Genomic DNA, 23,774 nt, shown 5'->3' on the forward strand with positions numbered 1-23,774 from the left:
GAACGCATGCCTTCATACAATAGGGCATAGGTTTGTACAAGCCGCGCATGAATGAAAAGGAGATGGATGAAATGAACGATTTCATAAAAAGGGTTGCCGTTGTCTTCCTCTTGTTTGTCGGAATTTCCTTGTTGATTCTTGGAGGCAAGAAAATCGACGCCGCCGGAACAGATGAATGGCAATGGCCGATCGATGGTGTCATTACCAGCACCTTCGGCGAACGAGGCGGCACCCATTACGGCATCGACCTTGCAGCTCCGAAAGGAACACCGGTGCATGCGGCGAAAGCGGGCGTCGTGAAAAAGTCGTATCGTTCGGCCAGCTATGGAAATGTTGTCTTTCTTTTACATAACAACGGGTATGAAACGGTATACGCCCATCTCGAGAAACGGTACGTGAACAAAGGAGAACACGTGCAGCAAGGGGAAGTGATCGGACGAGTCGGAAGCACCGGGCATTCGACCGGGCCGCACTTGCATTTTGAGGTGCACAACGGGCTGTGGAACGTTCACAAAACGAAAGCCGTAGATCCTTTGCTTGTGCTCGGCAACGATCAGCCGCCAGCCTCCTCCGTGCATGCAAGCGGGATCGACAAGTCTTCGCCGGACGAGACCGCAGGCGCGAAAATCGTCTATACGATCAAAAAAGGAGACACCCTTTGGGCGCTCTCCCGAATGTACGATGTTTCGGTCAATGAGTTGAAACGTTGGAACGGCTTGTCGTCCGATTTGATTATTGCCGGCGATACGCTCGTCATTCACAAGGCTCCGCTGCAGACGTACAGCGGCTATAAGCTCCAGCGGTTAAGCGGCGCCTTTCCTCATCCGCAAACATAAAAAGGCAGGATTGCTCCTGCCCGTCAATTACTGTTGTTCGTACCTTTTGAAAGATTCGTCGATCACTTGAGCCGCTCGATCCGACCCTTCCCAATCACCGATCGTCGTTTTTTTGTTTTCCAAGTCTTTGTACACTTTGAAGAAATGCGCGATTTCATCCAGCACGTGCTTTGGCATGTCTTCAAGGCTGGTCACGTCATTGAAGCGCGGATCCTCAGTCGGTACGGCAAGCAATTTTTCGTCTTGTCCTTTTTCATCGCTCATGTTCAACATGCCGATTACCCGGGACTCGATCACGCAGCCGGGAAACGTCGGGAATGTCGTGTACACGAGGACGTCGAGCGGATCGCCGTCTAAGGCCAATGTATTTTCTATGTAACCGTACTCTGTCGGGTAATGCATCGGTGAAAACAAAACACGGTCCAGCTTAAATACGCCTTTTTCCTTGTCAAACTCATACTTGTTCTGGCTTCCGGCCGGAATTTCTACCAGCACGTCGACCACGCGGTTTTCTTTACTCATGAAACATCCTCCTCTTCAGTTCTTGCCTTCACGTACTCATTATAGCAATTCCGATATCGGAAAAAAAGCATCAGCCCGTTTGCCGGTGAATGGCGGTTTTTCCGTCGGTTTTTGCTGAAAAGATTGGTATAATGGAGAAAGTACGCAAAACGTTGAAATTGGAGCTGTTATGAGACGTAAACAAAGTCAGGCGGAGAAAATCCGACAACTGTCCGATCACGAGTTGATCATCAATCTGTATGTGACGCAATTGCTGCTTGCCGCCGTTACGGTGATTCTCGCTTTCTTGTTTTTCGACTATCCCGGCGACATCGGCGAATGGATTCGGTGGCGTCCCTTGGCGATCGTCATGTATGGCGGCGGTTTCGCCCTTCTCGTGCTGCTGCTGGATTGGTTTTTAACGGTTACAGTTCCGGATGAACTATACAGTGACGGGGGCGTCAATGAAAGAATATTTTCCGCGCTGTCGGTGCCGCATATTTTCGTCGCCGCGCTTGTCATAGCTGTCGTTGAGGAATGCTTGTTCCGCGGCGTCTTGCAAGTGCAGTTCGGAATCGTCTTTGCCAGTGCGTTGTTTGCCGTGCTTCATATTCGATATTTGCGGAAAGTCGTTTTGTTTTTCGTTACCGTGGTATTAAGTTTTATGTTAGGCTGGCTGTTTTTGGTTACGCACAATTTGCTGGCGACGATCTTTGCCCATTTTGTCATCGATTTCGTACTCGGTGTTACCGTTCACTTTCATGCTCAAAAAAAAGGAGGCGGTAAGGTTGAATCAACAGAAAACGGAAGAATCCCTTCCGACGGGAACACAGACCCGGACAGATGATTCGCTCGAACATCCTTTGCCGTCGAGGAGAGAACTTCACGGAAAAAAGAAAAAGAACAATAAGAAGAAACGCATTCCATCTTCATTCGTTCCGAAGGTCATTCTCGCATTATTCATGGCTTTCGTCATAGCAGCTGTCCTATACAGCATCATGCACCATTCTTGACCTTGCTGCCGGTGTCCCCGATATCGTGCCGCAGTTTTCAACCCTATCGTTTCATAGGACGATGTACATGCGCATAAAATAAAAGGCGAGGGGGTTGAAGTATGGAGGATTTCGCGGAGGAACGATACGTTTCGGAAGTGACGAGAAACGTATTGAAAGAACTGATTGAGCGCAAACAGGAACTGAACCGTTGCAGAAAACATACGCTCAGAGGGAGCGTTTGCATGCTGACAGGCGTTGCGTCGTTGTTTCTATACGCGTTGGCAACGAAGGGGTCATTGCTGAGCGACTTTTCGTTCGCATCGTTGCAACAAATGTTTCGGGATCCGCTGATCTGGGGATTGACTCTGTTCGTTCTTGCTGCTTATTTGTATCTCAGGGCGGTGTCGATCAAAGCGAAAGAAGCTGACGACGAATACGAGGAGTTGAGGGAAGAGATTATCGAGCGGTTGGAAGAATTGTTCGGCGAGCCGGACGCATGGAAACATCGCCACCTCGTGTTTCGCCGGCTCGAACAAGGTCATGACATTAATTTATACCACACGCATTAGCTTCCATTTTCCTTTAAGTACGGACAACCAAAGATCATATGTCCGCTTCGATTGAAAAATTGGTCGTTGACACAAATGAATTGGTCGCTGTAGAGACGGATTTTGCCGAACGCGACCGTCTTGTTTTCTCTCGTCGAAAAGACTTCGACGGGTAAGCCAAGCCGCTGGTTGTACGATAAATCTTCATTCAGCACGAGTGATTTGGATGTAATTTTTGCGATTTTCATGGGGCCTCTCTCCAAGCATTAAAAAGTTGGCTTTGCCTTCTCTAATGATAACGAAAATTTACAGAAAATTCAATGCCCGCAAGTCAGAAATTTTCGACTTCATTCCCCAATTTTCGCCAAAAAGCAACGAATTGGACCGCCTCGCGGCGGCCGTTGCTCAAAAGAATTTTTTCTTCCCTTGGTCTTCTTTTAAGATTTCCACGGCTTCGCGAAAACGCTGCGAATGAACGACTTCTCGTTCCCGCAAAAACCGCAGACCGTCGTTCAAATCCGGATCATCCGACATATTGATGATCCACTGGTACGTGGCTCTCGCTTTTTCCTCGGCGGCGATGTCTTCATACAAGTCGGCGATTGGATCGCCTTTCGCCTGAATGTAAGCGGCCGTCCACGGTTTCCCGGCGGCATTATGGTAAAACAACGCTTTGTCGTGATCGGCGTAATGGTCGCCGAGACCAGCCCGTTTCATGTCTTCGGCGGTCGCGTCTTTCGTGAGTTTGTACACCATCGTCGCGATCATTTCGAGATGCGCCAGTTCTTCGGTGCCGATATCGTTCAACAAACCGACGACTTTATCGGGTATCGTGTAACGCTGATTCAAATAACGCAAGGCAGCGGACAGCTCGCCGTCGGCCCCGCCGTATTGTTCGATCAAAAATCTCGCAAGTGTAGGGTTGCACGTGCTCACGCGCACCGGGTACTGCAATTTTTTTTCATAAATCCACATACGTTACCTCCTGACTCGATTTCTTACAGCTGCCACGGCCACGGCGGATCGTCCCAATTCCACGGATAACCCGCGTAACTCTGCCCGAATCCTTTTAACGGCCCGTAGACCGTTTCAATTTTATCGGCGATTTTTTTTCGTTGGTGGACATACTCGTTGTATTGGTTGACCGCGCTTTGATCTTGCGGATGTGTATCCAAATAAAGGTTCAGTTCGACGAGAACGAAGTCAACCGCCTGAAGGTTTTCCATCCATTGGTAAAATTCTTTCGGGAGGGGTTGTTTCTTCATGGCTTTCCACCCTTTCCCATTTGTTTGTACGGATTTTCGTACGGGTCGAACAATGCCGGCCAGAGCGTTCCCTGTTTCAATGCTTCCAATGGTTTATATTGCTGCAAATGGTAAGGCTGAAAGCCAAGAAAAAGTTCTGGAGGTGTTTCATACGTTTCGCAGGGCAGCGGCCGGCATGGGTCAAACGGACTTCGATACGGTTGATAAAACTTTCGCGTCATCGTCATCGCTCCTTCCCAATTGGTTCTATCCTATGGCGTTTCGGCTTGGCTCATATCCAAAAAAAATAAACTTTCGTTTGCGTCAGGCATAGGCTAAAAAAGGGAGGCGTTGACGATGGTTCGCAGAATCGGGTATTTTTGGATCGGTATAGCGGCGCTTTTGCAGGCGCAATGGATGATCCCCGCCGACGTTTCGTTGAAAAGCGTGCTGGCGTATTTCATATTGGATCCGGTTGACTTTTTGGCGGTATCTCTGTTATTTTTGATGGGCTTTTTAATGTTCGCGCCGTTCTTTCGCTACTTGCTGATTTGGCTTTATTGCTGCCTGCGCAAAAAAAAGAAAGCGAAAGGCAAAGATATTGGTGAGGGTGTTATCATCGCGGCGACCGTATGTGTTTTAGGGTACTTTCACCTTTGGCTGCCGATCGCAGCCACATTTCTCGGCGTCGTTTATGCGTGGGTATCGGTCGATTTTCTCATCGAATATGAAAAGCAACAACATTTCAGGGGGTAACGGCTTCATGCAAATGGTTTTCGGACTCGTGATCGGTATCGCCGCAATCGCATTCGTTATCATTTGGGTCGTTCGGATGTGGATGGAAGCGCATCGGGACGTTGTTCTTCATCATGACGTACATTTGGACAACCTTCCTGAAGCGTTGGACGGCACGACCTTTTTTTTCATTTCCGACGTCCACCGCCGGGTCATTGCCGAAGAGATCATAACTGCGGTTGACGGGCGGGCCTCCTTTATTGTTATCGGAGGAGACTTGACGGAAAAAGGCGTCCCGTTTGACCGGGTGGAAACGAATGTGCGCCGATTGCGGGACCTTGCACCGGTTTATTTTGTTTGGGGGAACAACGATTATGAAGTCGATGCTCGAAAACTAGAGACCTTGTTGCACGCGTGCGGTGTTCATATTCTCGACAACAGCGCCGCCCTTTTGGAGAATGAGGGTGCCCGTCTCGTGCTCGTCGGTGTTGACGATTACGGGACGGAAAGAGACCGGCTCGATCTCGCGATGGATGACGCTCCAAAAGACGGTTTCCGTCTGCTGATCAGCCATAATCCGGACATCCGCGAAAAGGTCGAATCGAACATGGGGATTTCCTTCATTTTGAGCGGTCATACGCACGGCGGACAAATCCGGCTGTTCGGCTGGGGGCCGCGTGAAAAAGGCGGGATGAAGCAATACCCTGGGTACACGCTGTTGATCAGCAACGGTTACGGAACCACGACGATTCCATTGCGCTTCAACGCTCCGGCGGAGACCCATTTGATTTCGTTAAAAAGGAATGAAAATGCTTGTCTCGACAGAGCCTAAGGTGTAAACTAATCATGAATTACACGCTCGATTGAAGAACCATCTTATTATGCTTTCATATAGTATACAAAGCAACGTTTGCGGTTGTACCCTTTTTAAGAATTTGGGCCGCGGTCATAGGAAATGATCGCTGTGTCGCCAAATTCGAGCGCGCGGATACGGGCGGTTCGCACGAAAGGCCGGAAGTCAGTGGAAGGGGGACCCTGAAATGCGATTGGAACGATTGAATTCAGATAAAATCAAGATCTTTCTTACGTTTGATGACTTAAGCGAGCGAGGCATCTCGAAAGACGAAATTTGGCAAGACCTGCCGAAAGTCCATGATTTGTTTCGCGACATGATGCTGGAAGCCAACGATGAACTCGGGTTCAAAGCCGACGGACCGATTGCGGTTGAAGTGTTTTCACTTCCCGCCCAAGGCATGGTCGTCATCGTATCCAAAGGAATGAACGACGGGGAGTTTTTCGAAGACGACGATGACGACTACATCGAAATGCAAGTCACTGTCGATGAAAGCAGCGACGTGTTCTATGAGTTTTCCTCGTTTGAAGATGTGATCGCATTGTCCGGTCGTTTGCACCCGTTAAACGTCGGCGGCGGTACGCTTTATTCGTACAACGGCTGTTTTTATTTACATTTCGACGAAGAGGAAATGGAAGCGTATGATTGGTCGGGTTTGATTGCCTTGCTTTCCGAGTTTGGCAACCCTTCGACCATCACTCATTACCGGGTGAGTGAATACGGCAAGAAGTTGATGGAAAACGGGGCGGTCGCCCGCCTTTTCGAAACGTTTTTGAACCGTTAACCAAACCTCACGCAAATTGCGTGAGGTTTTGCTATTTTTTCCCTTGACAGGTGAACGTTTATGGAGGATGATATTTGCGATAAACCTCTATTCGTTTGGAGCGGGTTTATCCTTCTCAATCCAGTTTCGAACGTGTATACTATCGTATGAGAACCGCAAAGCTATACGAAACGGGGTTAGTCAGTACATTGATGAGGTGAAATTCATGGGAGGTAAAAAGATGGTAGCCGACAAGGAAACGGCAGGCAATTCGGAAGATCTCGATCAAACGGATGTGCTCAAATCCACGCAGACGGTCATTTTGGAAGCATTGGAGAAACTTGGTTATCCGAACGAAGTCTATGAATTGCTGAAAGAACCGTTGCGAATCATGACGGTGCGAATTCCGGTTCGCATGGACGACGGTTCGATCAAAATTTTTACCGGCTACCGGGCTCAGCACAACGACGCAGTTGGGCCGACGAAAGGCGGCGTTCGTTTTCATCCGAACGTGACGGAAAAAGAAGTGAAAGCGCTTTCGATTTGGATGAGTTTGAAGGCGGGTATCGTGAATTTGCCCTACGGCGGCGGAAAAGGCGGAATCGTATGCGATCCGCGGGAAATGTCGTTCCGGGAATTGGAGAAACTGAGCAGAGGTTACGTACGCGCAATCAGTCAAATCGTCGGGCCGACGAAAGACATTCCTGCGCCTGACGTGTTTACGAATTCACAAATTATGGCTTGGATGATGGATGAATACAGCCGCATCCGTGAATTCGATTCCCCAGGATTCATTACTGGCAAGCCGCTCGTTCTCGGAGGGTCGCACGGCAGAGAATCGGCAACCGCGAAAGGGGTGACGATATGTATTCGTGAAGCCGCCAAGAAAAAAGGACTCAATTTGAAGGACGCTCGTGTCGTCGTTCAAGGCTTTGGGAATGCGGGAAGTTTCCTCGCAAAATTCATGCATGACGCGGGAGCCAATGTCGTTGCGATTTCTGACGCGTATGGAGCGTTGTATGATCCAAATGGCCTTGACATTGATTACTTACTAGATAGAAGAGACAGTTTCGGAACGGTAACGAAATTGTTTAAAAATACGATCACCAACAAAGAATTGCTGGAACTTGATTGCGATATCCTCGTTCCGGCAGCGATCGAAAATCAAATTACGGAACAAAATGCCGCGAACGTCCGTGCGAGCATCGTCGTCGAAGCCGCGAACGGACCGACGACACTGGGAGCGACGAAGATTTTAACCGAAAAAGGCGTCCTGCTCGTTCCCGATGTGTTGGCGAGTTCCGGCGGCGTCACCGTCTCTTATTTCGAATGGGTGCAAAACAACCAAGGGTATTACTGGACCGAGGAAGAGGTGGAACGGCGTCTCGAGGAAGTGATGGTGAACTCATTCAATAATGTCTATAATACCTCGAAAACGAGACGCGTCAATATGCGTTTGTCTGCTTACATGGTCGGCGTGCGCAAAATGGCGGAAGCCTCCCGCTTTCGCGGTTGGATTTAAAATCTTTGCGCCAAGCGCAAAAATCCCCTATCCTTTGATAGAGGGATTTTTTTCTTCACTTGGACACCGAAGTTACGGGAGTGGAACTTACATGACGGAAGATGCGATCATCGTCGGCGGAGGACCTTGCGGTTTGGCGGCAGCCATCGCTTTGCAAACGAAAGGGTTTTCTCCGCTCGTCATTGAAAAAGAAAACATTGTTCATTCAATTTACCGATATCCGACCCATCAACAATTTTTCAGCACGGCTGAAAAGCTGGAGATCGGCGGCGTACCGTTCGTTATTGAACAACGAAAGCCGAAGCGAAACCAGGCGCTGGCGTATTACCGGGAAGTCGTCGAGCGGAAAAACGTTCGGATTCAAGCTTTTGAAACGGTGAAACACGTGTCCAGACATGACGGCGGGACGTTTGTTGTCGAAACGGATAAGAATCGGTATGAGACGGCGTTTGTGATCATAGCTACCGGCTATTACGACAGTCCGAACTACATGGGCGTTCCCGGCGAAAATCTCGATAAGGTGTTTCATTATTTTAAAGAGGCTCACCCGTATTTCGATAAAGATGTTGTTGTCATCGGCGGGAAAAATTCGGCGGTCGATGCGACGTTGGAATTGGAAAAGGCGGGTGCACGCGTAACGGTGCTCTATCGCGGCGAGGATTATTCGACGAGCGTGAAACCGTGGATTTTGCCCGAGTTTCAATCGTTGATCAAGAACGGTAAGGTGAAAATGGTATTCGGTGCCGAAGTGAAAGAAATTACGGATGACGCGGTGATTTATGAAACAGAGGGCGAAGAAAAGCGGATCGCCAACGATTTCGTGTTCGCCATGACCGGCTACCATCCCGATCATTCGTTCTTGAAAGCGATCGGCGTTCAAGTTGAAAAAGATTCCGGGCGGCCGGTGCACGACCCGGAAACGATGGAAACGAACGTGGAAGGCATTTTTATCGCCGGTGTCATTGCGGCCGGAAACAACGCGAATGAAATTTTTATTGAAAACGGCCGTTTTCATGGAAACGTGATTGCGGCGGAAATTGAAAAGCGAACGTCGAGAAAACCGATCGTCCATTGACGATCGGTTTTTCTCAACGTTCCGCTATGGTAAGATGAAACTATGAATGGAGACGAATGGAGTTTCTCGCATGGTTTCAATGGTTGCGGCGGCGATCGCGCCCGGATTTGCCTTGCTCTGTTTTTTTTATTTGAAAGACCGCTATGAGTCGGAACCGATTTCGATGGTGCTCAGGACGTTTTTGTTTGGGGCACTTCTCGTGTTTCCGGTCATGTTTATTCAATATGCTTTCCAATTCGAAGGCATATTGCAGGCACCTTTTGTGAAGGCTTTTGTCTTATCGGGGACGCTTGAAGAATTTTTGAAATGGTTCATTTTGTATTATACGGCTTATCAACATGTTGAATTTAACGAGCGTTATGACGGCATTGTGTACGGGGTGGCTGTATCGCTCGGATTCGCAACGGCGGAAAACTTTTTTTATTTGTACGCCTACGGGATCGATGAAGCCTTTTGGCGTGCGCTGTTACCGGTTTCCAGCCATGCGTTGTTCGGTGTCATCATGGGATATTATTTAGGGAAAGCGAAATTTTTTACAACGGCTTCGCGCCAGCGTCGTTTCGTGTGGATTTCACTTCTTGCTGCCGTTCTGTTGCACGGAGTCTATGATTACATTCTCTTCGTTTACGAGCATTGGGTTTCCGTGATGATCCCGTTCATGCTTTATTTATGGTGGAGTTCACTTAGAAAGGTAAAATTGGCCCACCGAGATCAGCGTCCGGCAAACGATGCCGGCATCATGTGAATGGTCGATCATACGGGCTAAGTCTTCTTCGGAAGGCTTTTTTATTTTGTCGTTTTGCATAAAACCAGGTTGGATGTCGGACACTAGCGTTACGTTATGAATTTTGTAAACGAAGGAGGCTGACGAAAATGGGACGGCGATCGCGCTTGGTGAAAGGGTTGACCGTAGGCTTGCTACTCGTCTCATTGATCGGCGTTTCCGGACCGGAACCACAGCGCGCAGCGGCATTTACGGATCAAGTGATCCAAAAGGGCGCAACCGGTTTGAACGTTGTTGAATTGCAGGCAAGATTGCAATACATCGGTTATTACAAAGGACAAATCGACGGGATCTTCGGTTGGGGAACGTATTGGGCGCTGAGAAATTTTCAACAAAATTACGGGTTAAAAGTGGACGGATTGGCAGGCTTGAAAACGAGGCAAAAACTCGTCTCGGTGACGAAATATGACGAACAGTGGATTCGAAGTCAATTGCGAAAAGGTCGTCGATTTACGTATTACGGCGGTGTGAAAAGAAGTTCCCATGCCCGTAATGAGAAACACGGCAGCGGCGGCGGCGGAGGTGTCGTGTCGCGTGCACAAAACGTGCCGCAAGGGTTTTCTCAAAGCGACATTAATTTAATGGTGCGCATGGTATATGCGGAATCCAAAGGTGAACCATACATTGGCAAAGTGGCTGTTGCCGCGGTCATTTTGAATCGCATTGACAGCCCGAAATTCCCGAATACGATCCCCGGAGTCATATATGAACCGCTCGCATTCAGTTCGGTCGCCGACGGCCAATTATGGGTCGGGCAGCCGAAACAAGAATCGAAGAAAGCGGTGATCGATGCTTTGAACGGCTGGGATCCGTCAAATGGAGCTTTGTATTACTTTAACCCCGCAAAAGCGACTTCAGACTGGATTTGGTCGCGGCCGCAAATCAAGAAAATCGGGGAACATATTTTTACGAAATAACGGAGGTGTATCGTGATGGCACGTACCGTCACAATCGCCGTGCTGGCGATCGTTATTTTAGCCACCGGATATTGGGGGTACCAAGAACATCAACAAAAAAACGCCGTCTTAATTCAAGCGGAAAACCAATACCAGCAAGCGTTTCACAATCTCGTATACCATGTCGATCAATTGCAAGACCAAATCGGCGCATCTCTTGTGATGGGGACTTCGCGGACGCAAGCACCGCAACTGGCGGAAGTTTGGCGGACGACGGCATTGGCGCATGCCGATGTCGGCAGGCTGCCGTTGAGTCTCATTCCTTTCAACGATACGGAAGCGTTTTTGTCGAATATTGGAGAATTCAGTTACCGCGTATCGGCGAGAAACTTAAGCAAACAGCCGTTGACGAGCAGTGAATATGAGCGGCTGGAACGGTTGTACAAGCGGTCGTCGCAAATCGAGCAGCAACTGCGCAGCGTTCAAGCGATTATGATGAAAAATGACTTGCGATGGATGGACGTGAAAATGGCGCTCGCTTCGGGAAAGAATCCAGCGGACAATACGGTGATCGACGGATTGAAGACGATGGACCGTAACGTCGAAAAGTTCGAAGATGTCAATTGGGATCCGGAGCTTGCGGAGAAGTCGGAACTTCGCAGAGAACGGTTGAATCACTTGGCTGGCGAAAAGATTTCGCGCCAAGAGGCGAAACGGATCGCCGTCGAGTTCTCGGAAATTGATAATCCGGGCAGCATTCGCGTGAGGGAAACAGGGAAAGGCGGAAATTACGCGGCCTATTCCGTTTCGATGTACAATCCGAAAACAAAAACACGAATGCAAGCCGATATAAGCAAACACGGAGGTCGGCTTTTATGGATGATCCAAGAACGGATTCCCGGTAAACGTAAAGTCAGTTTGCACGAAGCGATGTTGAACGCGAAACGGTTTCTGAAGCGTCACGGGATTAAGGACATGGAAATGACCGAAAGCGAGCAATACGACGACGACGGGATTTTTACATTTGTCAAAAAGCAAAACGGCGTGCGCATTTATCCGGAATCCATCCGATTGAAAGTTTCGTTAACGCACGGAAGGGTCATTGCTTACGATGCTTCCAATTACATTGCGTTCCAGTCGAATGAAGCGGACCGAAAACCGAAAATGGGCAAAACGGAAGTCGTGAAGAATTTAAACGATCGCGTCGACGTCAAGATCGTAAGACCTGCAGTGATCTTCAATGATTTCGGGAAGAAAGTACTCTGTTATGAAATCATCGGAACTTTGAACAACGATACGTATCGCGTGTTCTTGAACGCCGATACCGGTAAGGAAGAACAAGTGAAAAAAATGCAAAATCCGAGCGCGATTTATCAACCTGCGTAAATAGATTCAGGCTGTCGAAGAGGATTCGACAGCCTCTTCTTTTTTGCGACAAAAGTTGTCATGGCACTTTATGGTTTTTCGTGAGATAATGACGGTGGGAGGAGATATTGCATGAAGATCGGGGCCATGCTGCACTTGCAGCGCGACAAGGAGAAATACCGGTGCCGTCTCGTCGAGTTGAGCGAGGATTGTCTTTTCATTGATCTTCCGGTTCATATGAAGACGAGAAGGACGAGCTCGTTTCATGTCGGCGATACGTTAACGGTATCCTACGTCGCTGACGACGGAGCGTTGAACCTTTTTCAAACGGTAGTTGAAGAAAGAAAGGCCGGCAGAATTCCGATGCTGCTGTTGAAAAAACCGCTGGAAAAAGAGATTGAACGCATCCAACGAAGGCAGTTCGTCCGCATCGACGGTGTGATCGACGTTGCGCTTCACCCGTTGAAAGAACATTTTCCGCCGTTCACGACGACCTCGCTTGACATAAGCGCGGGAGGAATGGCCGTGAATTTGCCGAAAGAACACGGGTTGAAAGAAAACATGCAAGTGAAATGCTGGATGGTTCTCCCGATGGATTCCGGCGAGATTGAGTATTTGCGTCTCGATGGTTTGGTCGTGCGGATCCTTCAATCAGAAGACGGCAGAAACGAGAAGGCATCACTGAAATTTATCGATATGGCGGAATCGGATCGGACCCATGTCATCCGCTATTGTTTTGAACAGCAGCTTCTTTTGAAAAGGAAAGGATTGGAACGTCAAGTATAAAGTTCAGCTGCCTCCGGTTAAACTAACGACCGAGGAGGTTGCCCGCATGTGGAAGTCGATTCTTTTTTTTGAAAAATGGGTCAAAAAGCTCATTGTCGTTCAACTCGTTTTTCTTGTCGTTGCGCAAGTGTTGTTGCATTTTCATGCAATTGTTCCCTACGTAAACGAAGCCGTTGTGTACGAAGGAGTGATTGATTTATTGAAACCCGCTGCTGAATCCGTCATGCGTTTACTGTTTGGACCGGATTCCGGCACCATTTAAAACCTGCTCTGCCCCGCATCGATAGACCGAATCGGAAGAATATGATATGATGACACTAAATCGAAACGAATCAGCGACCTGTTTCTATGCCGTAATTTGATATCGTTTTTTCCGATAAAAGCAGGCAGGCCTGCTTTTTGTTTATTATAAATGAGATGGGGAAGTGTCAGCAGGGGGAGGAACGATGGAAGAGAAGATTTGCATTGCCATTGACGGTCCGGCAGCGGCCGGGAAAAGCACCGTTGCCAAAACGGTAGCCCGCCGGCTCGGGTACGTTTACATTGATACCGGTGCCATGTACCGGGCATTAACGCTAAAAGTTTTGAATGGCAGCATCGATCCCGAAGATGAAAAGGCGGTTGCCTCGGTCTTGGAAAATACGGCGATCGAATTGATTCAAGGGAATGCGGAACAGCGCATTATGCTCGACGGGACGGACGTGACGGAAGAAATTCGCACGGATGCAGTGAGCAACAACGTGTCATTCGTCGCCCGGCATAAGGAAATCCGCAGGGAAATGGTACGAAGGCAGCGTTCCCTCGCCTTAGACGGCGGTGTCGTCATGGATGGCAGGGACATCGGCACGAACGTCCTTCCGCACGCGGAAGTGAAAATCTTTCTTTCCGCTTCCGTCGAAGTCCGGGCAGAGAGAAGGCATAAGGAAAATCGCAGCAAAGGGCTTGCGTCAGATTTTGAACAACTTAAGAAAGACATCGAAATACGCGACCGCAGGGATTCCGAACGACAGGAAGCGCCGCTTGTGAAAGCGGAGGACGCTGTTGAATTGGATACGACGGCATTAATGATTGACGAAGTCGTCGAAGCGGTGTTGAGGATCGTCGCGGAAAGGGTTGGCGAACGTTGAGCTTATATGAAATTGTGAAACCGTACGTTCGTTTGTATTTCAAGCTCGTGAACCGGATCGAGGTGATCGGCGCGGACCGTGTGCCGAAAGAAGGGGGCGTTCTTTTATGCGGAAATCATATCAATAACCTTGATCCTCCTTTGCTCGGTTCCGTTACGCCGCGCAGCGTACATTTCATGGCGAAAGCCGAGCTTTTCGACGCTCCGGTTTTAAAAGTGATTCTTCCGCGCATTCACGCCTTTCCCGTAAAAAGAGGCGCTGGCGACAGGCAAGCGTTGCGTGACGGTCTGAACCTTTTGGACGAGGGCCGGGTACTTGGTCTTTTTCCGGAAGGCACGAGAAGCAAGACGGGGAAACTGGGGAAAGGGTTGTCGGGTGCCGGTTTTTTCGCCTTGCGGTCGCAGGCTCACGTAGTTCCATGCGCGATCATCGGTTCTTACGTCCCGTTCAGGAAAATCCGCATTGTTTTCGGAGAGCCGATCGATTTTGCCGAATTGCGGTCGCAGAGAACCTCTGCGGCGGTTGCGACTGAAAAGATCATGCAAGCCATTCGCCTACTCATTGACGAGCACGGTTCAGATGCTTGACAAGTGAGACCCATTTGTAGGAAGTTAAGAGAAAGTACCCATTTGTTTCTGGCGATGAAGCCGCGTGCTTCATCTGATTAAGGAGGTAATCTGATTGGTGGAAGAAATGAACAGCGAGATCGAAATGAAATCATTTGCTGTTGGTGACGTGGTCAAAGGAACGGTTACGAAAATTGAAGAAAAGCATGCTCTCGTAGATGTAGGATTTAAAGTCGACGGAATCGTTCCGATCAGCGAGCTGTCGAGTTTGCATATTGAAAAAGTGAGCGACGTTCTCTCGGAAGGCGACGAATTGGATTTGAAAGTGATCCGTGTTTCCGAAGAAGAACTCGTGCTCTCGAAGAAAGCGGTTTTGGCCGACCAGGCTTGGGACGCTCTTGAGGAAAAGTACGAGAACGGCGAAACGTTAGAAGTGGAAGTCGCCGATGTCGTCAAAGGCGGACTTGTCGTTGATTTAGGCGTGCGCGGATTCATCCCCGCTTCGCTCGTGGAACGCCATTACGTAGAGGACTTTTCCGATTACAAAGGCAAAACGATTGAAGTGAAGATCGTTGAGTTGAATCGGGAAAAAAACAAGCTCATCTTGTCGCATCGCGCGGTGCTTGACGAACGTGCCGAAGCTGCAAAGCAAGCGACGCTTGATGCTTTACAGCCAGGTGAAGTGGTGGAAGGAACCGTTCAGCGTTTGACGGATTTCGGAGTGTTTGTTGACATCGGCGGCGTTGACGGCCTCGTTCACATTTCGCAATTGGCCCATTATCGTGTCGAAAAACCATCTGACGTCGTTAGCGAAGGCGACCAAGTGAAAGTAAAAGTGTTGTCCGTCGATCGCGACAACGAGAGAATATCTTTGTCCATTAAAGAAACCCAACCGGGGCCGTGGGAAGGCTTGAGGGACAAAATCAGCCCAGGCGATACGATCGAAGGCACCGTAAAGCGCCTGGTTTCGTTCGGCGCTTTCGTCGAAGTGTTTCCTGGTGTTGAAGGTCTCGTTCACATTTCGGAAATCTCCAACCGCCATATCGCAACGCCGGATGAAGTGTTGACGGAAGGCGAAACAGTGCAAGCAAAAGTGTTAGACGTGAATCCGGACGAAAAACGAGTTTCGTTGAGTATGAGAAGCCTTGAGAAAGACGAACCGTTGTACGATTCTACCGGCGATCAAGATTCCGGTGACGACGGCGGCGGCTTTTCACTCGGTGACATGATCGGCGATCAATTGAAAAAATATAAATAAGCTAATCCTTGCGAGATTTTGTTGCCCATTGGCAATGAAATCTCGTTTTTTTTTGATTAACCTTCGGCAAAGATACCGATAATGGAAGGGGACGGGAGGGCGTCGAATGCAAAACGGACTCTTTTTTTATTGGACGGCGTGGGCGGCATGGACGGCCGTTACTTTCATTTTGCCGAAAGGAAACCTTCGTACAGAGTGGGCTGTCTTAATCATGGCGATCTTGATCGCGTCAGCGGGAACGGTGGAAGTTGCTGGCTTTGAGAGCCGGGCGGTACTGTTTATTTTACTTGCCTACGGTTACTATAAGCTGTCGCAATTTCGCCCCGCGCGCATGCTTTACGCAATTTTCACCTGCCATATCATCATGCTTGCCTACGTAGGCTTTTCGTTATACATCTTGTATAATCCCGCTGTGCTTTGGATCGACCGAAATTGGCTGATCGCCGGCATGCTTTTTGTCGTGACGCAGTTGTTGGTGAAGGATTTTTCGCAGCGTCTCGTTACGGCAATCGTCGGTGCCGTGCACGGCAATTTGATGTATGCGCTATATTTAAAAGGGTTGGCGTTGTCGTTTTCTGCCGGGTCTTTTCAGTTTCTTGACGGGATTGCCGGGTGTCTGGCAATGATTGTTCTCTGGCACTCCTACGAACAAGCCACGGTGTTTATTCAACAATTCATGAAACGTTCGCTTTCGCACAAACGGCATTATCCGAGGTAAGATTGTGACACCGCCGATTTTTTGGTAAGATTAAAAGGTTCAAGGCATGTTCCGGCGTACGTTTCCTCGCGTTCGCCGACCGCAAAGCCGCCATTAACGGATGAGATTGCGAGCTTGCTTCGTGCGCGGTCACCGTTCGGAACGGGGTTCCGATTCGTGTGACGCGTGTTTTTATACGATGGACCTTAGGAAGGAAGTGTGATTTTCATGACAAAACCGGTTGTCGCCATCGTCGGTCGGCCGAATGTAGGCAAATCGACGATTTTCAATCGCATCGCCGGGGAAAGGCTGGCGATTGTCGAAGACGTTCCGGGCGTTACCCGCGACAGAGTTTATCATGCGGCCGAATGGTTGGACCGGCCGTTCGATTTAATTGATACCGGAGGCATCGTGCTTTCCAATGAACCGATTTCTGTGCAAATACGCCAACAGGCAGAAATTGCGATCGAAGAAGCGGATGTCATCATTTTCATGACGGACGGAAAAGAAGGATTAACGGGAGCCGACGAAGAGGTCGCGCGTCTTCTTTACCGGTCCAATAAACCGGTCGTTTTAGCCGTAAACAAAATGGACAGTCCAAAAAGAAATGAACAATTGTACGATTTCTACTCGCTCGGTCTCGGCGAACCCTTTCCGATTTCCGGCTCGCACGGCCTCGGGCTCGGTGATTTGCTTGATGAAGTCGTTCGCCATTTTCCCGATCAACGAGAAAACGAATACGATGAAACGGTCATCCGCTTTTGCTTAATCGGCCGCCCGAACGTCGGGAAATCATCGCTCGTCAATACGATTTTAAGCAAGGAACGGGTCATTGTGAGCAATGTACCTGGAACGACAAGGGATGCGATCGATACGCCGTTTAAGAGAGACGATCACGAATATGTGATTATTGATACCGCCGGCATGCGCCGAAGGGGAAAGGTGTATGAAAACACCGAAAAATACAGCGTGCTTCGCGCAAAAAAGGCTATCGAACGTTCCGACGTCGCCCTTGTCGTCCTGGATGGAGAACAAGGGATCATCGATCAAGACAAAAAAATTGCCGGGTTTGCGCTCGATGCCGGTCGAGGCATCGTGATCGTCGTTAATAAATGGGATGCCGTCGACAACAAGGACAATCATACGATGCGGGAGTTCGAGAAAGACATACGCAAACAGTTTCCTTTTCTTGATTTTGCGCCCATCGTTTTTGTGTCCGCGAAAACGAAACAACGGGTCCACAAATTGCTTCCTGTCATTAACCAAGTCGACGAGAACCATAGTTTGCGCATCAAAACGAGCGTTCTCAACGACGTGGTGCTCGATGCGGTCACAATGAATCCGACGCCGACACGCAAAGGACGCAGACTGAAAATTTCCTATGCGACGCAAGTCTCTGTGAAACCGCCGACGTTCGTGTTGTTCGTCAACGATCCAGAGTTGATGCATTTTTCGTATGAACGGTATTTGGAGAACGAAATCCGTAAAGCGTTCGGTTTTCAAGGGACGCCGATCCGGATTTTCACGCGCAAAAAACATTAGACAGACGCGTGCCGTTTTGCTGTAATGAAAAGGGGAGGGACGAACATGACTCTTATCATTTCGATCGTATTGGCTTATTTGCTCGGTGCGATCAGTTTCAGCTATTTGATTACGAAACTTTTGTTGCGGGACGATATTCGTAAACACGGCAGCGGAAACGCGGGGGCAACGAACACGCTTCGCGTACTTGGCGTCTTCCCTGCCGTATTGGTTTTGCTGCTCGACGTGTTCAAAGGCGTATTGGCGATCTGGATCGCCGGTTGGATCGGCGGCGGTGAGCTCGCCGCGGCGGCAGCCGGATTGATGGCGATCGTCGGCCATAACTGGCCGATATATTACGGTTTTCGCGGCGGCAAAGGAGTGGCGACGACGATCGGTGTCTTCGCGACGCTGTTTTTGTTTCCCGCATTATCGGTCGGCGCTTTCGCAATTTTTTTAATCGTTATTACGCGCTTCGTATCGCTCGGTTCCTTATGTTTCGTTGTATTGGCGCCGATCTGCGCTTTATTTTTCGGCGATGTTCCCGCCGTTTATGCTTATGTCGGACTCATCATTGCAATGCTTTCCATATGGCGGCATCGCTCGAACATTCAACGGCTTTTGAACGGGACAGAAAACAAAATCGGAAAGAAGGGATCCTAAATGGCGAACATCACGGTTCTTGGCGCAGGGAGCTGGGGTACCGCTTTGGCCCTCGTTTTGTCCGACAATGGACATGAAGTCACGATTTGGGGACGCAGGGAAGAACAAATTTGGGAAATTAACGAAAACCGTTCCAATGAACGGTATTTGCCAAACGTTTCGATCCCCGCGTCAATAAAGGCAACGACCTCGTTAGCAGAAGCGGCCAAAAACGATGTCGTCGTTTTCGTTGTGCCTACTAAAGCAGCGAGAGAAGTTCTACGCGAATTGAATGCTAAATTGAACCGGAAAATTTCTGTTGTTCACGCTTCAAAAGGAATCGAAACGGACTCGCTAAAGCGGATCTCACAAATCATCGAAGATGAAATTGACGATCGCTGGCTGGAAAACATTTCGGTCTTGTCCGGCCCGAGCCATGCCGAAGAAGTGAGTATGCGGCAGCCGACCACCGTTACCGTTGCTGCCGATGATCAAGCACATGCGGCATACATACAGGACTTATTTATCAATAATCGTTTTCGCGTGTATACGAACCCGGATGTTATCGGAGTCGAGTTGGGCGGCGCTTTGAAAAACATCATCGCTCTCGGGGCAGGAATGTCGGACGGGATCGGGTTCGGCGATAACGCCAAAGCGGCGCTCATTACGAGAGGGCTTGCGGAGATCGCCAGGCTCGGTACGAAAATGGGGGCGAACCCGCTCACCTTTGCCGGGCTGGCGGGAATGGGCGATTTAATCGTCACTTGCACAAGTGCCCACAGCCGCAATTGGCGAGCGGGAAACTTGCTCGGAAAAGGAAATCAGCTTGATGACGTGCTCGACAGCATGGGAATGGTTGTCGAAGGCGTTCGCACGGCGAAAGCGGCTTATCGTTTGGCTCAGCGGGAAAGCGTCGAGATGCCGATCACGATTTGCCTGCATGAAGTATTATTTGAAAACCAACATCCGAAACAGGCGGTAGAGGCATTGATGAACCGAATGAGAACGGACGAGGTTGATGATCTTTCGTCCTTGTTGACGGATCGCCTGCAAAAATAGTTTCACATTCCTCCGAACGAAGCATACGATGTTGTGAACGTAAACAGCGTCATATGGATCATGAAGGAGGATGTGACCATGCCCGAAAACAATGACTTTTTTAACGATATCGAGAAAAAAACGAACGTATCCAAGCAACAATTGTTCGAGTTGGCCGATACGGCGAAACATTCCAATTTCACGGATGAGGCATCGGTTCGCCGATTGATTGCCCAGGTTGCTCAAGTGGCAGGCGTTTCCGTTTCCAAGGAAAAAGAAGACCGCCTCGTCAAAGCAATCATAAACAATCAGATTCCGACGGACCTTTCCACCCTCGCAAAAATGTTTAATCAATCAAAATAGGCATTCTGATGATGCGCCTTTGAAAAAAATCGCATACACTAACCATGAACGACTCAATCCAGCAAGAGCGCCGGGTTACGGGAAATATTTAGTCTTAAGCTGAAGAAAGGGACCTCTTTCTTTCAGCTTTTTTTTATGGATTCACGAATCCGAGCGCATTCGAATGCCGGCGAACCACCTTTGGAAGGAGTATGCTATAATGAACGGGGTATTTTTCTTGACTGAAAACGATGGTGTTCAGCCATCGGAATGAAGGAGGATCCTTGTGTCACCCGGACTCATAAAAATGTGGATTTCATTTGTTGGGATCGTTTTGTTTCTCGTTGCCGTTGTTTTGATCACGCTCAGCCGAAGAAAATTAAAAGGCTTTTTGAAAGGGTTGACGGCGGTCATTGCTTATTGCTGTTTGATCGTTGCCGCGATCATTGTCTTCTTGATTATTGCAAGCGGCGCCCCCGATTCGTAGGAACTTTTATACAGGAGCAGGATAGCCATGTCATTCAATAGAACGTGCAGCTTCGTTTTGATTCTCGCATGCCTGATGCTTGCCGGATGCGGCTATACAGGAAATGTCGAAATCCAACATCATGTTTATCAAGCGCAACTTCATGCGGTTCAAGAAGCTGTGGATGAGTTTCAGAAAGATAAAGGCATATTGCCGATAAAAAACAGCACGATGACGACGCCGATCTATATCAAATATCCGATCGACTTCCGCCGCTTGCAAGCTTATCTTCCGGATGCCCCTGACAACGCCTTTCAAAACGGAGGCATTTATGAATATGTTCTCGTTGATGTCGAACGAAATCCGACCGTGAAAGTCGTGGACTTGACGACGCTCGAAAAAGTGCGGGAAGTGCAGCGAAGAGTGAACGCGTATTGGTATGAACATCATTTTGCGCCGCTCGGCAAAGTGATTGTCCCGAAACGTTATACGATTGATTACGAAGCGCTTGGGTATGATGAGACGCCGATGGTCACAAGTCCGTTTACCGGGCATCTGCTTGGCTTCGTCATGGATGCGGACGTCGATGTTTCGATCGATTACCGTCAAGATTTGTATGCGTTTCTGAACAAATACGGCGGCGATTTCGAAACAGGAGAAGACATCCGCGAAATGTTGGTGAACCATTCCCCGTTCGTGCCGGCGGAATCCGTCCCGTACACGATCGACGCCAACGGTGAACCGGTCTTTTTAGTAAAATAAGCATTTTCCCTTCCTTGATTCAATAACTTATTAAGGGAGGGATTTTTTTATGGGTCGTCCAAGACGAAATGTCATAAATAATGGACAACGTCATACTCATATACTATCCAACGGAATGCTAGGTTGCATACCAACCGACCGGGAGGGGATTTAATGGAAAAAGTCGATCTTTTTAAGGATATCGCCGAGAGAACGGGTGGAGATATCTATTTGGGAGTCGTAGGGCCCGTTCGCACGGGGAAGTCGACGTTCATTAAAAAGTTCATGGAGCTCGTCGTCGTACCGAACATTGAGAATGAATCCGACAGAGCGAGGGCGCAGGACGAGTTGCCGCAGAGTGCCGCGGGCAAGCAAATTATGACGACGGAACCGAAATTTATTCCGAACAATTCGGTGGCCGTACACGTCGGAGAAGGACTGGAAGTGAACGTCCGACTCGTCGATTGTGTCGGCTATACGGTTCCCGGCGCGAAAGGGTACGAGGATGAAAACGGACCGCGCATGGTGAATACACCGTGGTACGGAGAGCCGATTCCGTTTCAGGAAGCGGCGGAAATCGGCACGAGGAAGGTGATTCAGGAGCACTCGACGCTCGGTGTTGTCGTCACTACCGACGGATCGATTGGGGAAATCCCGCGTTCCGATTACGTGGAGTCGGAGGAGCGTGTCGTTGAAGAGCTGCAGGAAGTAGGCAAGCCGTTCATCATGATCGTAAATTCGGCTCATCCGCACCATTCGGAAACCGAACATTTGCGTGAGGATTTGGCGGAAAAATATGACATTCCCGTGCTCGCGCAAAGCGTTGAAAACATGACAGAGCACGACATTTACAACGTGTTGCGTGAAGCGCTTTACGAATTCCCGGTCTTGGAAGTGAACGTCAACCTCCCGAGCTGGGTCATGGTATTGAATGAGGACCATTGGCTGCGCGAAAGCTATGAAGAAGCGGTCAAAGAAACTGTCAAAGACATTAAAAGATTACGGGATGTCGACCGCGTCGTTGGACAGTTCGGAGATTTCGATTTCATCGAACAGGCTCAGCTGGCCGGTATCGAGATGGGGCAAGGGATTGCCGAAATCGATTTGTATGCGCCGGATAATTTATACGACGAAATTTTAAAAGAAGTCGTCGGCGTGGAAATCCGCGGCAAAGATCATTTGCTGCAGCTGATGCAGGAATTCGCGCATGCCAAATCGGAATACGATCAAGTAAGCGACGCATTGGTCATGGTGAAGCAAACCGGATACGGCATTGCCGCGCCGGCTTTGCAAGACATGAGTCTCGATGAACCGGAAATCATTCGGCAAGGTTCTCGTTTCGGGGTGAGATTGAAAGCCGTCGCTCCGTCGATTCACATGATCAAAGTCGACGTAGAGTCGGAATTCGCCCCGATCATCGGAACGGAGAAGCAGAGCGAAGAGCTGGTCCGCTATTTAATGCAAGATTTCGAACAAGACCCGCTGTCGATCTGGAACTCCGACATCTTTGGCCGTTCGTTAAATTCGATTGTCCGTGAAGGCATTCAAGCCAAATTGTCGCTCATGCCGGAAAACGCCCGCTACAAGTTGAAAGAGACACTTGAGCGAATCATTAACGAAGGTTCCGGCGGACTCATCGCGATTATTTTATAGAGACTCCGTGTTTTGGAGTCTCTCCTTGCCATTAATCTTGTTTTCCGCTTATAAGAGAGATGATTGAGATGTTTTCGATAAAATGACTCAAAGAGTGAATACTTACTCATCATACAAAGAGGTGGACAGCATGGCGAACCAATCAGGCATTGCCAATCCGGCTCCGTTAGGATTGGCCGGTTTCGGACTGACGACGGTGCTGTTGAGTCTTGTAAATGCAGGTGTGCTTTCTGATGGAGCGATGGGGATGGTTCTTGCGCTCGCGATCGTTTACGGAGGGATCGCTCAGTTGTTGGCTGGAATGTGGTCGTTCCGGCGCGGAGACACGTTTGCGGCTACTGCTTTCTCTTCCTACGGAGCTTTTTGGCTTTCGTTTTATTTGCTCCTTCACTTCGAGACGACGGCAGGCGTCGGAGCATACTTGATTTTTTGGGGGTTATTGACTTTTTTCTTATGGATCGGCACGTTTCATTTAAATCGGGCGCTTTTTTTCGTTTTCCTGACTTTATGGATTACGTATGTTTTACTTGCTATTGGGGAATGGGGGGCTTCGAACGTCGGCCAAATCGGTGGTTGGCTCGGCCTGTTGTGCGGTTTGACCGCCCTTTACACGTCGGCTGCGGAAGTTCTTAACGAAACGGCTGGACGCGACATCCTTCCGCTCGGAAAACCGTTTGCTAAATAATTATTTCTTCCAGTGCACGTGGTGAGATTTTTTCATACTGAACCCAAGAAATTTTGGCCAAAAATGAAGATTTTGGCCATTTTTTTTGCTGTTTTTGTAGAAAAGTGTTGAATTCCAAGACGGTTTCCTTTATTA

Annotated in this window: 30 protein-coding genes; 25 read left to right on the plus strand and 5 right to left on the minus strand. The window is 49.0% G+C overall.

Annotation, left to right across the window (positions count from 1 at the left end):
• Positions 1–71: 71 nt before the first annotated feature.
• Positions 72–836: a peptidoglycan DD-metalloendopeptidase family protein gene (locus tag VFK44_12710; GenBank protein HET7629226.1), complete on the plus strand. Its 765-nt coding sequence runs from the start codon at positions 72–74 to the stop codon at positions 834–836.
• A gap of 27 nt (positions 837–863) precedes the next feature.
• Here the strand turns inward: VFK44_12710 and VFK44_12715 are convergent, their stop codons facing one another.
• Positions 864–1,358 carry an inorganic diphosphatase gene (locus tag VFK44_12715; protein HET7629227.1) on the minus strand — a complete coding sequence of 165 codons (495 nt, stop codon included), beginning with the start codon at positions 1,356–1,358 and terminating at the stop codon, positions 864–866.
• A 169-nt stretch (positions 1,359–1,527) separates the two neighbouring features.
• On the opposite strand from VFK44_12715, the gene VFK44_12720 reads away from it, so the two are divergent.
• Together VFK44_12720 and VFK44_12725 are read left to right on the plus strand one after the other, a co-directional pair.
• Complete coding sequence (locus VFK44_12720; GenBank protein HET7629228.1) at positions 1,528–2,184, plus strand: CPBP family intramembrane glutamic endopeptidase; 657 nt, start codon at positions 1,528–1,530, stop codon at positions 2,182–2,184.
• A 267-nt stretch (positions 2,185–2,451) separates the two neighbouring features.
• Positions 2,452–2,901, plus strand: coding sequence for a DUF2663 family protein (locus VFK44_12725; protein HET7629229.1), 450 nt, complete (start codon positions 2,452–2,454; stop codon positions 2,899–2,901).
• On the opposite strand, the gene VFK44_12730 is transcribed toward VFK44_12725, so the two are convergent.
• The 4 genes from VFK44_12730 to VFK44_12745 form a co-directional block, all read right to left on the minus strand.
• Positions 2,898–3,128, minus strand: coding sequence for a hypothetical protein (locus tag VFK44_12730; GenBank protein ID HET7629230.1), 231 nt, complete (start codon positions 3,126–3,128; stop codon positions 2,898–2,900). The genes VFK44_12725 and VFK44_12730 overlap by 4 nt on opposite strands.
• 157 nt (positions 3,129–3,285) lie before the next feature.
• The gene (locus VFK44_12735; protein ID HET7629231.1) at positions 3,286–3,855 is read right to left on the minus strand and encodes a manganese catalase family protein; all 570 of its coding nucleotides are present in this window, start codon (positions 3,853–3,855) and stop codon (positions 3,286–3,288) included.
• A gap of 23 nt (positions 3,856–3,878) precedes the next feature.
• On the minus strand, positions 3,879–4,145 hold the full coding sequence (locus VFK44_12740) for a spore coat protein CotJB (protein ID HET7629232.1): 267 nt from the start codon (positions 4,143–4,145) through the stop codon (positions 3,879–3,881).
• Positions 4,142–4,372, minus strand: a complete 231-nt coding sequence (locus tag VFK44_12745; GenBank protein HET7629233.1) for a spore coat associated protein CotJA — start codon at positions 4,370–4,372, stop codon at positions 4,142–4,144. Before VFK44_12745 ends, VFK44_12740 begins: the two co-directional genes overlap by 4 nt.
• Before the next feature lie 109 nt (positions 4,373–4,481).
• On the opposite strand from VFK44_12745, the gene VFK44_12750 reads away from it, so the two are divergent.
• From VFK44_12750 to VFK44_12855, 22 genes are all read left to right on the plus strand, one after another.
• Positions 4,482–4,880, plus strand: coding sequence for a hypothetical protein (locus VFK44_12750; protein HET7629234.1), 399 nt, complete (start codon positions 4,482–4,484; stop codon positions 4,878–4,880).
• 13 nt (positions 4,881–4,893) lie between these two features.
• Positions 4,894–5,691: a metallophosphoesterase gene (locus VFK44_12755; GenBank protein ID HET7629235.1), complete on the plus strand. Its 798-nt coding sequence runs from the start codon at positions 4,894–4,896 to the stop codon at positions 5,689–5,691.
• 208 nt (positions 5,692–5,899) lie between these two features.
• Positions 5,900–6,496, plus strand: coding sequence for a genetic competence negative regulator (locus tag VFK44_12760; GenBank protein HET7629236.1), 597 nt, complete (start codon positions 5,900–5,902; stop codon positions 6,494–6,496).
• Positions 6,497–6,716: 220 nt separating this feature from the next.
• On the plus strand, positions 6,717–7,997 hold the full coding sequence (locus VFK44_12765) for a Glu/Leu/Phe/Val dehydrogenase (GenBank protein ID HET7629237.1): 1,281 nt from the start codon (positions 6,717–6,719) through the stop codon (positions 7,995–7,997).
• A gap of 91 nt (positions 7,998–8,088) precedes the next feature.
• Positions 8,089–9,072 carry a YpdA family putative bacillithiol disulfide reductase gene (locus VFK44_12770; protein HET7629238.1) on the plus strand — a complete coding sequence of 328 codons (984 nt, stop codon included), beginning with the start codon at positions 8,089–8,091 and terminating at the stop codon, positions 9,070–9,072.
• A gap of 70 nt (positions 9,073–9,142) precedes the next feature.
• Complete coding sequence (prsW, locus tag VFK44_12775; protein ID HET7629239.1) at positions 9,143–9,817, plus strand: glutamic-type intramembrane protease PrsW; 675 nt, start codon at positions 9,143–9,145, stop codon at positions 9,815–9,817.
• A gap of 128 nt (positions 9,818–9,945) precedes the next feature.
• Positions 9,946–10,773 carry a spore cortex-lytic enzyme gene (gene sleB / locus VFK44_12780; protein HET7629240.1) on the plus strand — a complete coding sequence of 276 codons (828 nt, stop codon included), beginning with the start codon at positions 9,946–9,948 and terminating at the stop codon, positions 10,771–10,773.
• Between the two features lie 15 nt (positions 10,774–10,788).
• Positions 10,789–12,138, plus strand: a complete 1,350-nt coding sequence (gene ypeB / locus VFK44_12785; GenBank protein HET7629241.1) for a germination protein YpeB — start codon at positions 10,789–10,791, stop codon at positions 12,136–12,138.
• A 111-nt stretch (positions 12,139–12,249) separates the two neighbouring features.
• On the plus strand, positions 12,250–12,903 hold the full coding sequence (locus VFK44_12790; GenBank protein HET7629242.1) for a PilZ domain-containing protein: 654 nt from the start codon (positions 12,250–12,252) through the stop codon (positions 12,901–12,903).
• A gap of 46 nt (positions 12,904–12,949) precedes the next feature.
• Entirely contained in the window at positions 12,950–13,165 is a 216-nt protein-coding gene (locus VFK44_12795; protein ID HET7629243.1) for a DUF5359 family protein, read from the plus strand.
• A gap of 184 nt (positions 13,166–13,349) precedes the next feature.
• Entirely contained in the window at positions 13,350–14,030 is a 681-nt protein-coding gene (cmk, locus tag VFK44_12800; GenBank protein ID HET7629244.1) for a (d)CMP kinase, read from the plus strand.
• Entirely contained in the window at positions 14,027–14,617 is a 591-nt protein-coding gene (locus tag VFK44_12805) for a lysophospholipid acyltransferase family protein (GenBank protein HET7629245.1), read from the plus strand. Before cmk ends, VFK44_12805 begins: the two co-directional genes overlap by 4 nt.
• 94 nt (positions 14,618–14,711) lie before the next feature.
• Positions 14,712–15,854, plus strand: coding sequence for a 30S ribosomal protein S1 (rpsA, locus tag VFK44_12810; GenBank protein HET7629246.1), 1,143 nt, complete (start codon positions 14,712–14,714; stop codon positions 15,852–15,854).
• A 106-nt stretch (positions 15,855–15,960) separates the two neighbouring features.
• Positions 15,961–16,572, plus strand: coding sequence for a hypothetical protein (locus VFK44_12815; protein ID HET7629247.1), 612 nt, complete (start codon positions 15,961–15,963; stop codon positions 16,570–16,572).
• 207 nt (positions 16,573–16,779) lie between these two features.
• Positions 16,780–18,093, plus strand: coding sequence for a ribosome biogenesis GTPase Der (gene der, locus VFK44_12820; GenBank protein ID HET7629248.1), 1,314 nt, complete (start codon positions 16,780–16,782; stop codon positions 18,091–18,093).
• A gap of 45 nt (positions 18,094–18,138) precedes the next feature.
• The gene (gene plsY / locus VFK44_12825; GenBank protein ID HET7629249.1) at positions 18,139–18,735 is read left to right on the plus strand and encodes a glycerol-3-phosphate 1-O-acyltransferase PlsY; all 597 of its coding nucleotides are present in this window, start codon (positions 18,139–18,141) and stop codon (positions 18,733–18,735) included.
• Positions 18,736–19,773, plus strand: coding sequence for an NAD(P)H-dependent glycerol-3-phosphate dehydrogenase (locus VFK44_12830; GenBank protein ID HET7629250.1), 1,038 nt, complete (start codon positions 18,736–18,738; stop codon positions 19,771–19,773).
• Between the two features lie 78 nt (positions 19,774–19,851).
• Entirely contained in the window at positions 19,852–20,115 is a 264-nt protein-coding gene (locus VFK44_12835) for a stage VI sporulation protein F (GenBank protein ID HET7629251.1), read from the plus strand.
• Between the two features lie 265 nt (positions 20,116–20,380).
• Positions 20,381–20,581: a DUF2768 domain-containing protein gene (locus VFK44_12840; GenBank protein HET7629252.1), complete on the plus strand. Its 201-nt coding sequence runs from the start codon at positions 20,381–20,383 to the stop codon at positions 20,579–20,581.
• 27 nt (positions 20,582–20,608) lie between these two features.
• On the plus strand, positions 20,609–21,322 hold the full coding sequence (locus VFK44_12845; GenBank protein ID HET7629253.1) for a hypothetical protein: 714 nt from the start codon (positions 20,609–20,611) through the stop codon (positions 21,320–21,322).
• Between the two features lie 153 nt (positions 21,323–21,475).
• Complete coding sequence (spoIVA, locus tag VFK44_12850) at positions 21,476–22,954, plus strand: stage IV sporulation protein A (GenBank protein ID HET7629254.1); 1,479 nt, start codon at positions 21,476–21,478, stop codon at positions 22,952–22,954.
• 130 nt (positions 22,955–23,084) lie between these two features.
• Positions 23,085–23,639, plus strand: a complete 555-nt coding sequence (locus VFK44_12855) for an acetate uptake transporter (protein HET7629255.1) — start codon at positions 23,085–23,087, stop codon at positions 23,637–23,639.
• Positions 23,640–23,774 lie beyond the last annotated feature (135 nt).

The organism is Bacillales bacterium (assembly GCA_035700025.1).
In the GTDB taxonomy this organism is placed as follows: Bacteria; Bacillota; Bacilli; order Bacillales; family DASSOY01; genus DASSOY01.

Bases quoted from the DNA above. Each gene is read 5' to 3' on its own strand.
- VFK44_12725 (HET7629229.1), top strand. From the start codon at position 2,452: ATGGAGGATTTCGCGGAGGAACGATACGTTTCGGAAGTGACGAGAAAC.
- der (HET7629248.1), top strand. From the start codon at position 16,780: ATGACAAAACCGGTTGTCGCCATCGTCGGTCGGCCGAATGTAGGCAAA.
- plsY (HET7629249.1), top strand. From the start codon at position 18,139: ATGACTCTTATCATTTCGATCGTATTGGCTTATTTGCTCGGTGCGATC.
- VFK44_12760 (HET7629236.1), top strand. From the start codon at position 5,900: ATGCGATTGGAACGATTGAATTCAGATAAAATCAAGATCTTTCTTACG.
- VFK44_12790 (HET7629242.1), top strand. From the start codon at position 12,250: ATGAAGATCGGGGCCATGCTGCACTTGCAGCGCGACAAGGAGAAATAC.
- spoIVA (HET7629254.1), top strand. From the start codon at position 21,476: ATGGAAAAAGTCGATCTTTTTAAGGATATCGCCGAGAGAACGGGTGGA.
- VFK44_12710 (HET7629226.1), top strand. From the start codon at position 72: ATGAACGATTTCATAAAAAGGGTTGCCGTTGTCTTCCTCTTGTTTGTC.
- VFK44_12830 (HET7629250.1), top strand. From the start codon at position 18,736: ATGGCGAACATCACGGTTCTTGGCGCAGGGAGCTGGGGTACCGCTTTG.
- VFK44_12845 (HET7629253.1), top strand. From the start codon at position 20,609: ATGTCATTCAATAGAACGTGCAGCTTCGTTTTGATTCTCGCATGCCTG.
- VFK44_12750 (HET7629234.1), top strand. From the start codon at position 4,482: ATGGTTCGCAGAATCGGGTATTTTTGGATCGGTATAGCGGCGCTTTTG.
- VFK44_12795 (HET7629243.1), top strand. From the start codon at position 12,950: ATGTGGAAGTCGATTCTTTTTTTTGAAAAATGGGTCAAAAAGCTCATT.
- VFK44_12770 (HET7629238.1), top strand. From the start codon at position 8,089: ATGACGGAAGATGCGATCATCGTCGGCGGAGGACCTTGCGGTTTGGCG.
- VFK44_12855 (HET7629255.1), top strand. From the start codon at position 23,085: ATGGCGAACCAATCAGGCATTGCCAATCCGGCTCCGTTAGGATTGGCC.
- sleB (HET7629240.1), top strand. From the start codon at position 9,946: ATGGGACGGCGATCGCGCTTGGTGAAAGGGTTGACCGTAGGCTTGCTA.
- VFK44_12735 (HET7629231.1), bottom strand. From the start codon at position 3,855: ATGTGGATTTATGAAAAAAAATTGCAGTACCCGGTGCGCGTGAGCACG.
- ypeB (HET7629241.1), top strand. From the start codon at position 10,789: ATGGCACGTACCGTCACAATCGCCGTGCTGGCGATCGTTATTTTAGCC.
- prsW (HET7629239.1), top strand. From the start codon at position 9,143: ATGGTTTCAATGGTTGCGGCGGCGATCGCGCCCGGATTTGCCTTGCTC.
- VFK44_12755 (HET7629235.1), top strand. From the start codon at position 4,894: ATGGTTTTCGGACTCGTGATCGGTATCGCCGCAATCGCATTCGTTATC.
- VFK44_12745 (HET7629233.1), bottom strand. From the start codon at position 4,372: ATGACGATGACGCGAAAGTTTTATCAACCGTATCGAAGTCCGTTTGAC.
- VFK44_12715 (HET7629227.1), bottom strand. From the start codon at position 1,358: ATGAGTAAAGAAAACCGCGTGGTCGACGTGCTGGTAGAAATTCCGGCC.
- VFK44_12740 (HET7629232.1), bottom strand. From the start codon at position 4,145: ATGAAGAAACAACCCCTCCCGAAAGAATTTTACCAATGGATGGAAAAC.
- VFK44_12720 (HET7629228.1), top strand. From the start codon at position 1,528: ATGAGACGTAAACAAAGTCAGGCGGAGAAAATCCGACAACTGTCCGAT.
- cmk (HET7629244.1), top strand. From the start codon at position 13,350: ATGGAAGAGAAGATTTGCATTGCCATTGACGGTCCGGCAGCGGCCGGG.
- VFK44_12835 (HET7629251.1), top strand. From the start codon at position 19,852: ATGCCCGAAAACAATGACTTTTTTAACGATATCGAGAAAAAAACGAAC.
- VFK44_12815 (HET7629247.1), top strand. From the start codon at position 15,961: ATGCAAAACGGACTCTTTTTTTATTGGACGGCGTGGGCGGCATGGACG.
- VFK44_12730 (HET7629230.1), bottom strand. From the start codon at position 3,128: ATGAAAATCGCAAAAATTACATCCAAATCACTCGTGCTGAATGAAGAT.
- VFK44_12765 (HET7629237.1), top strand. From the start codon at position 6,717: ATGGTAGCCGACAAGGAAACGGCAGGCAATTCGGAAGATCTCGATCAA.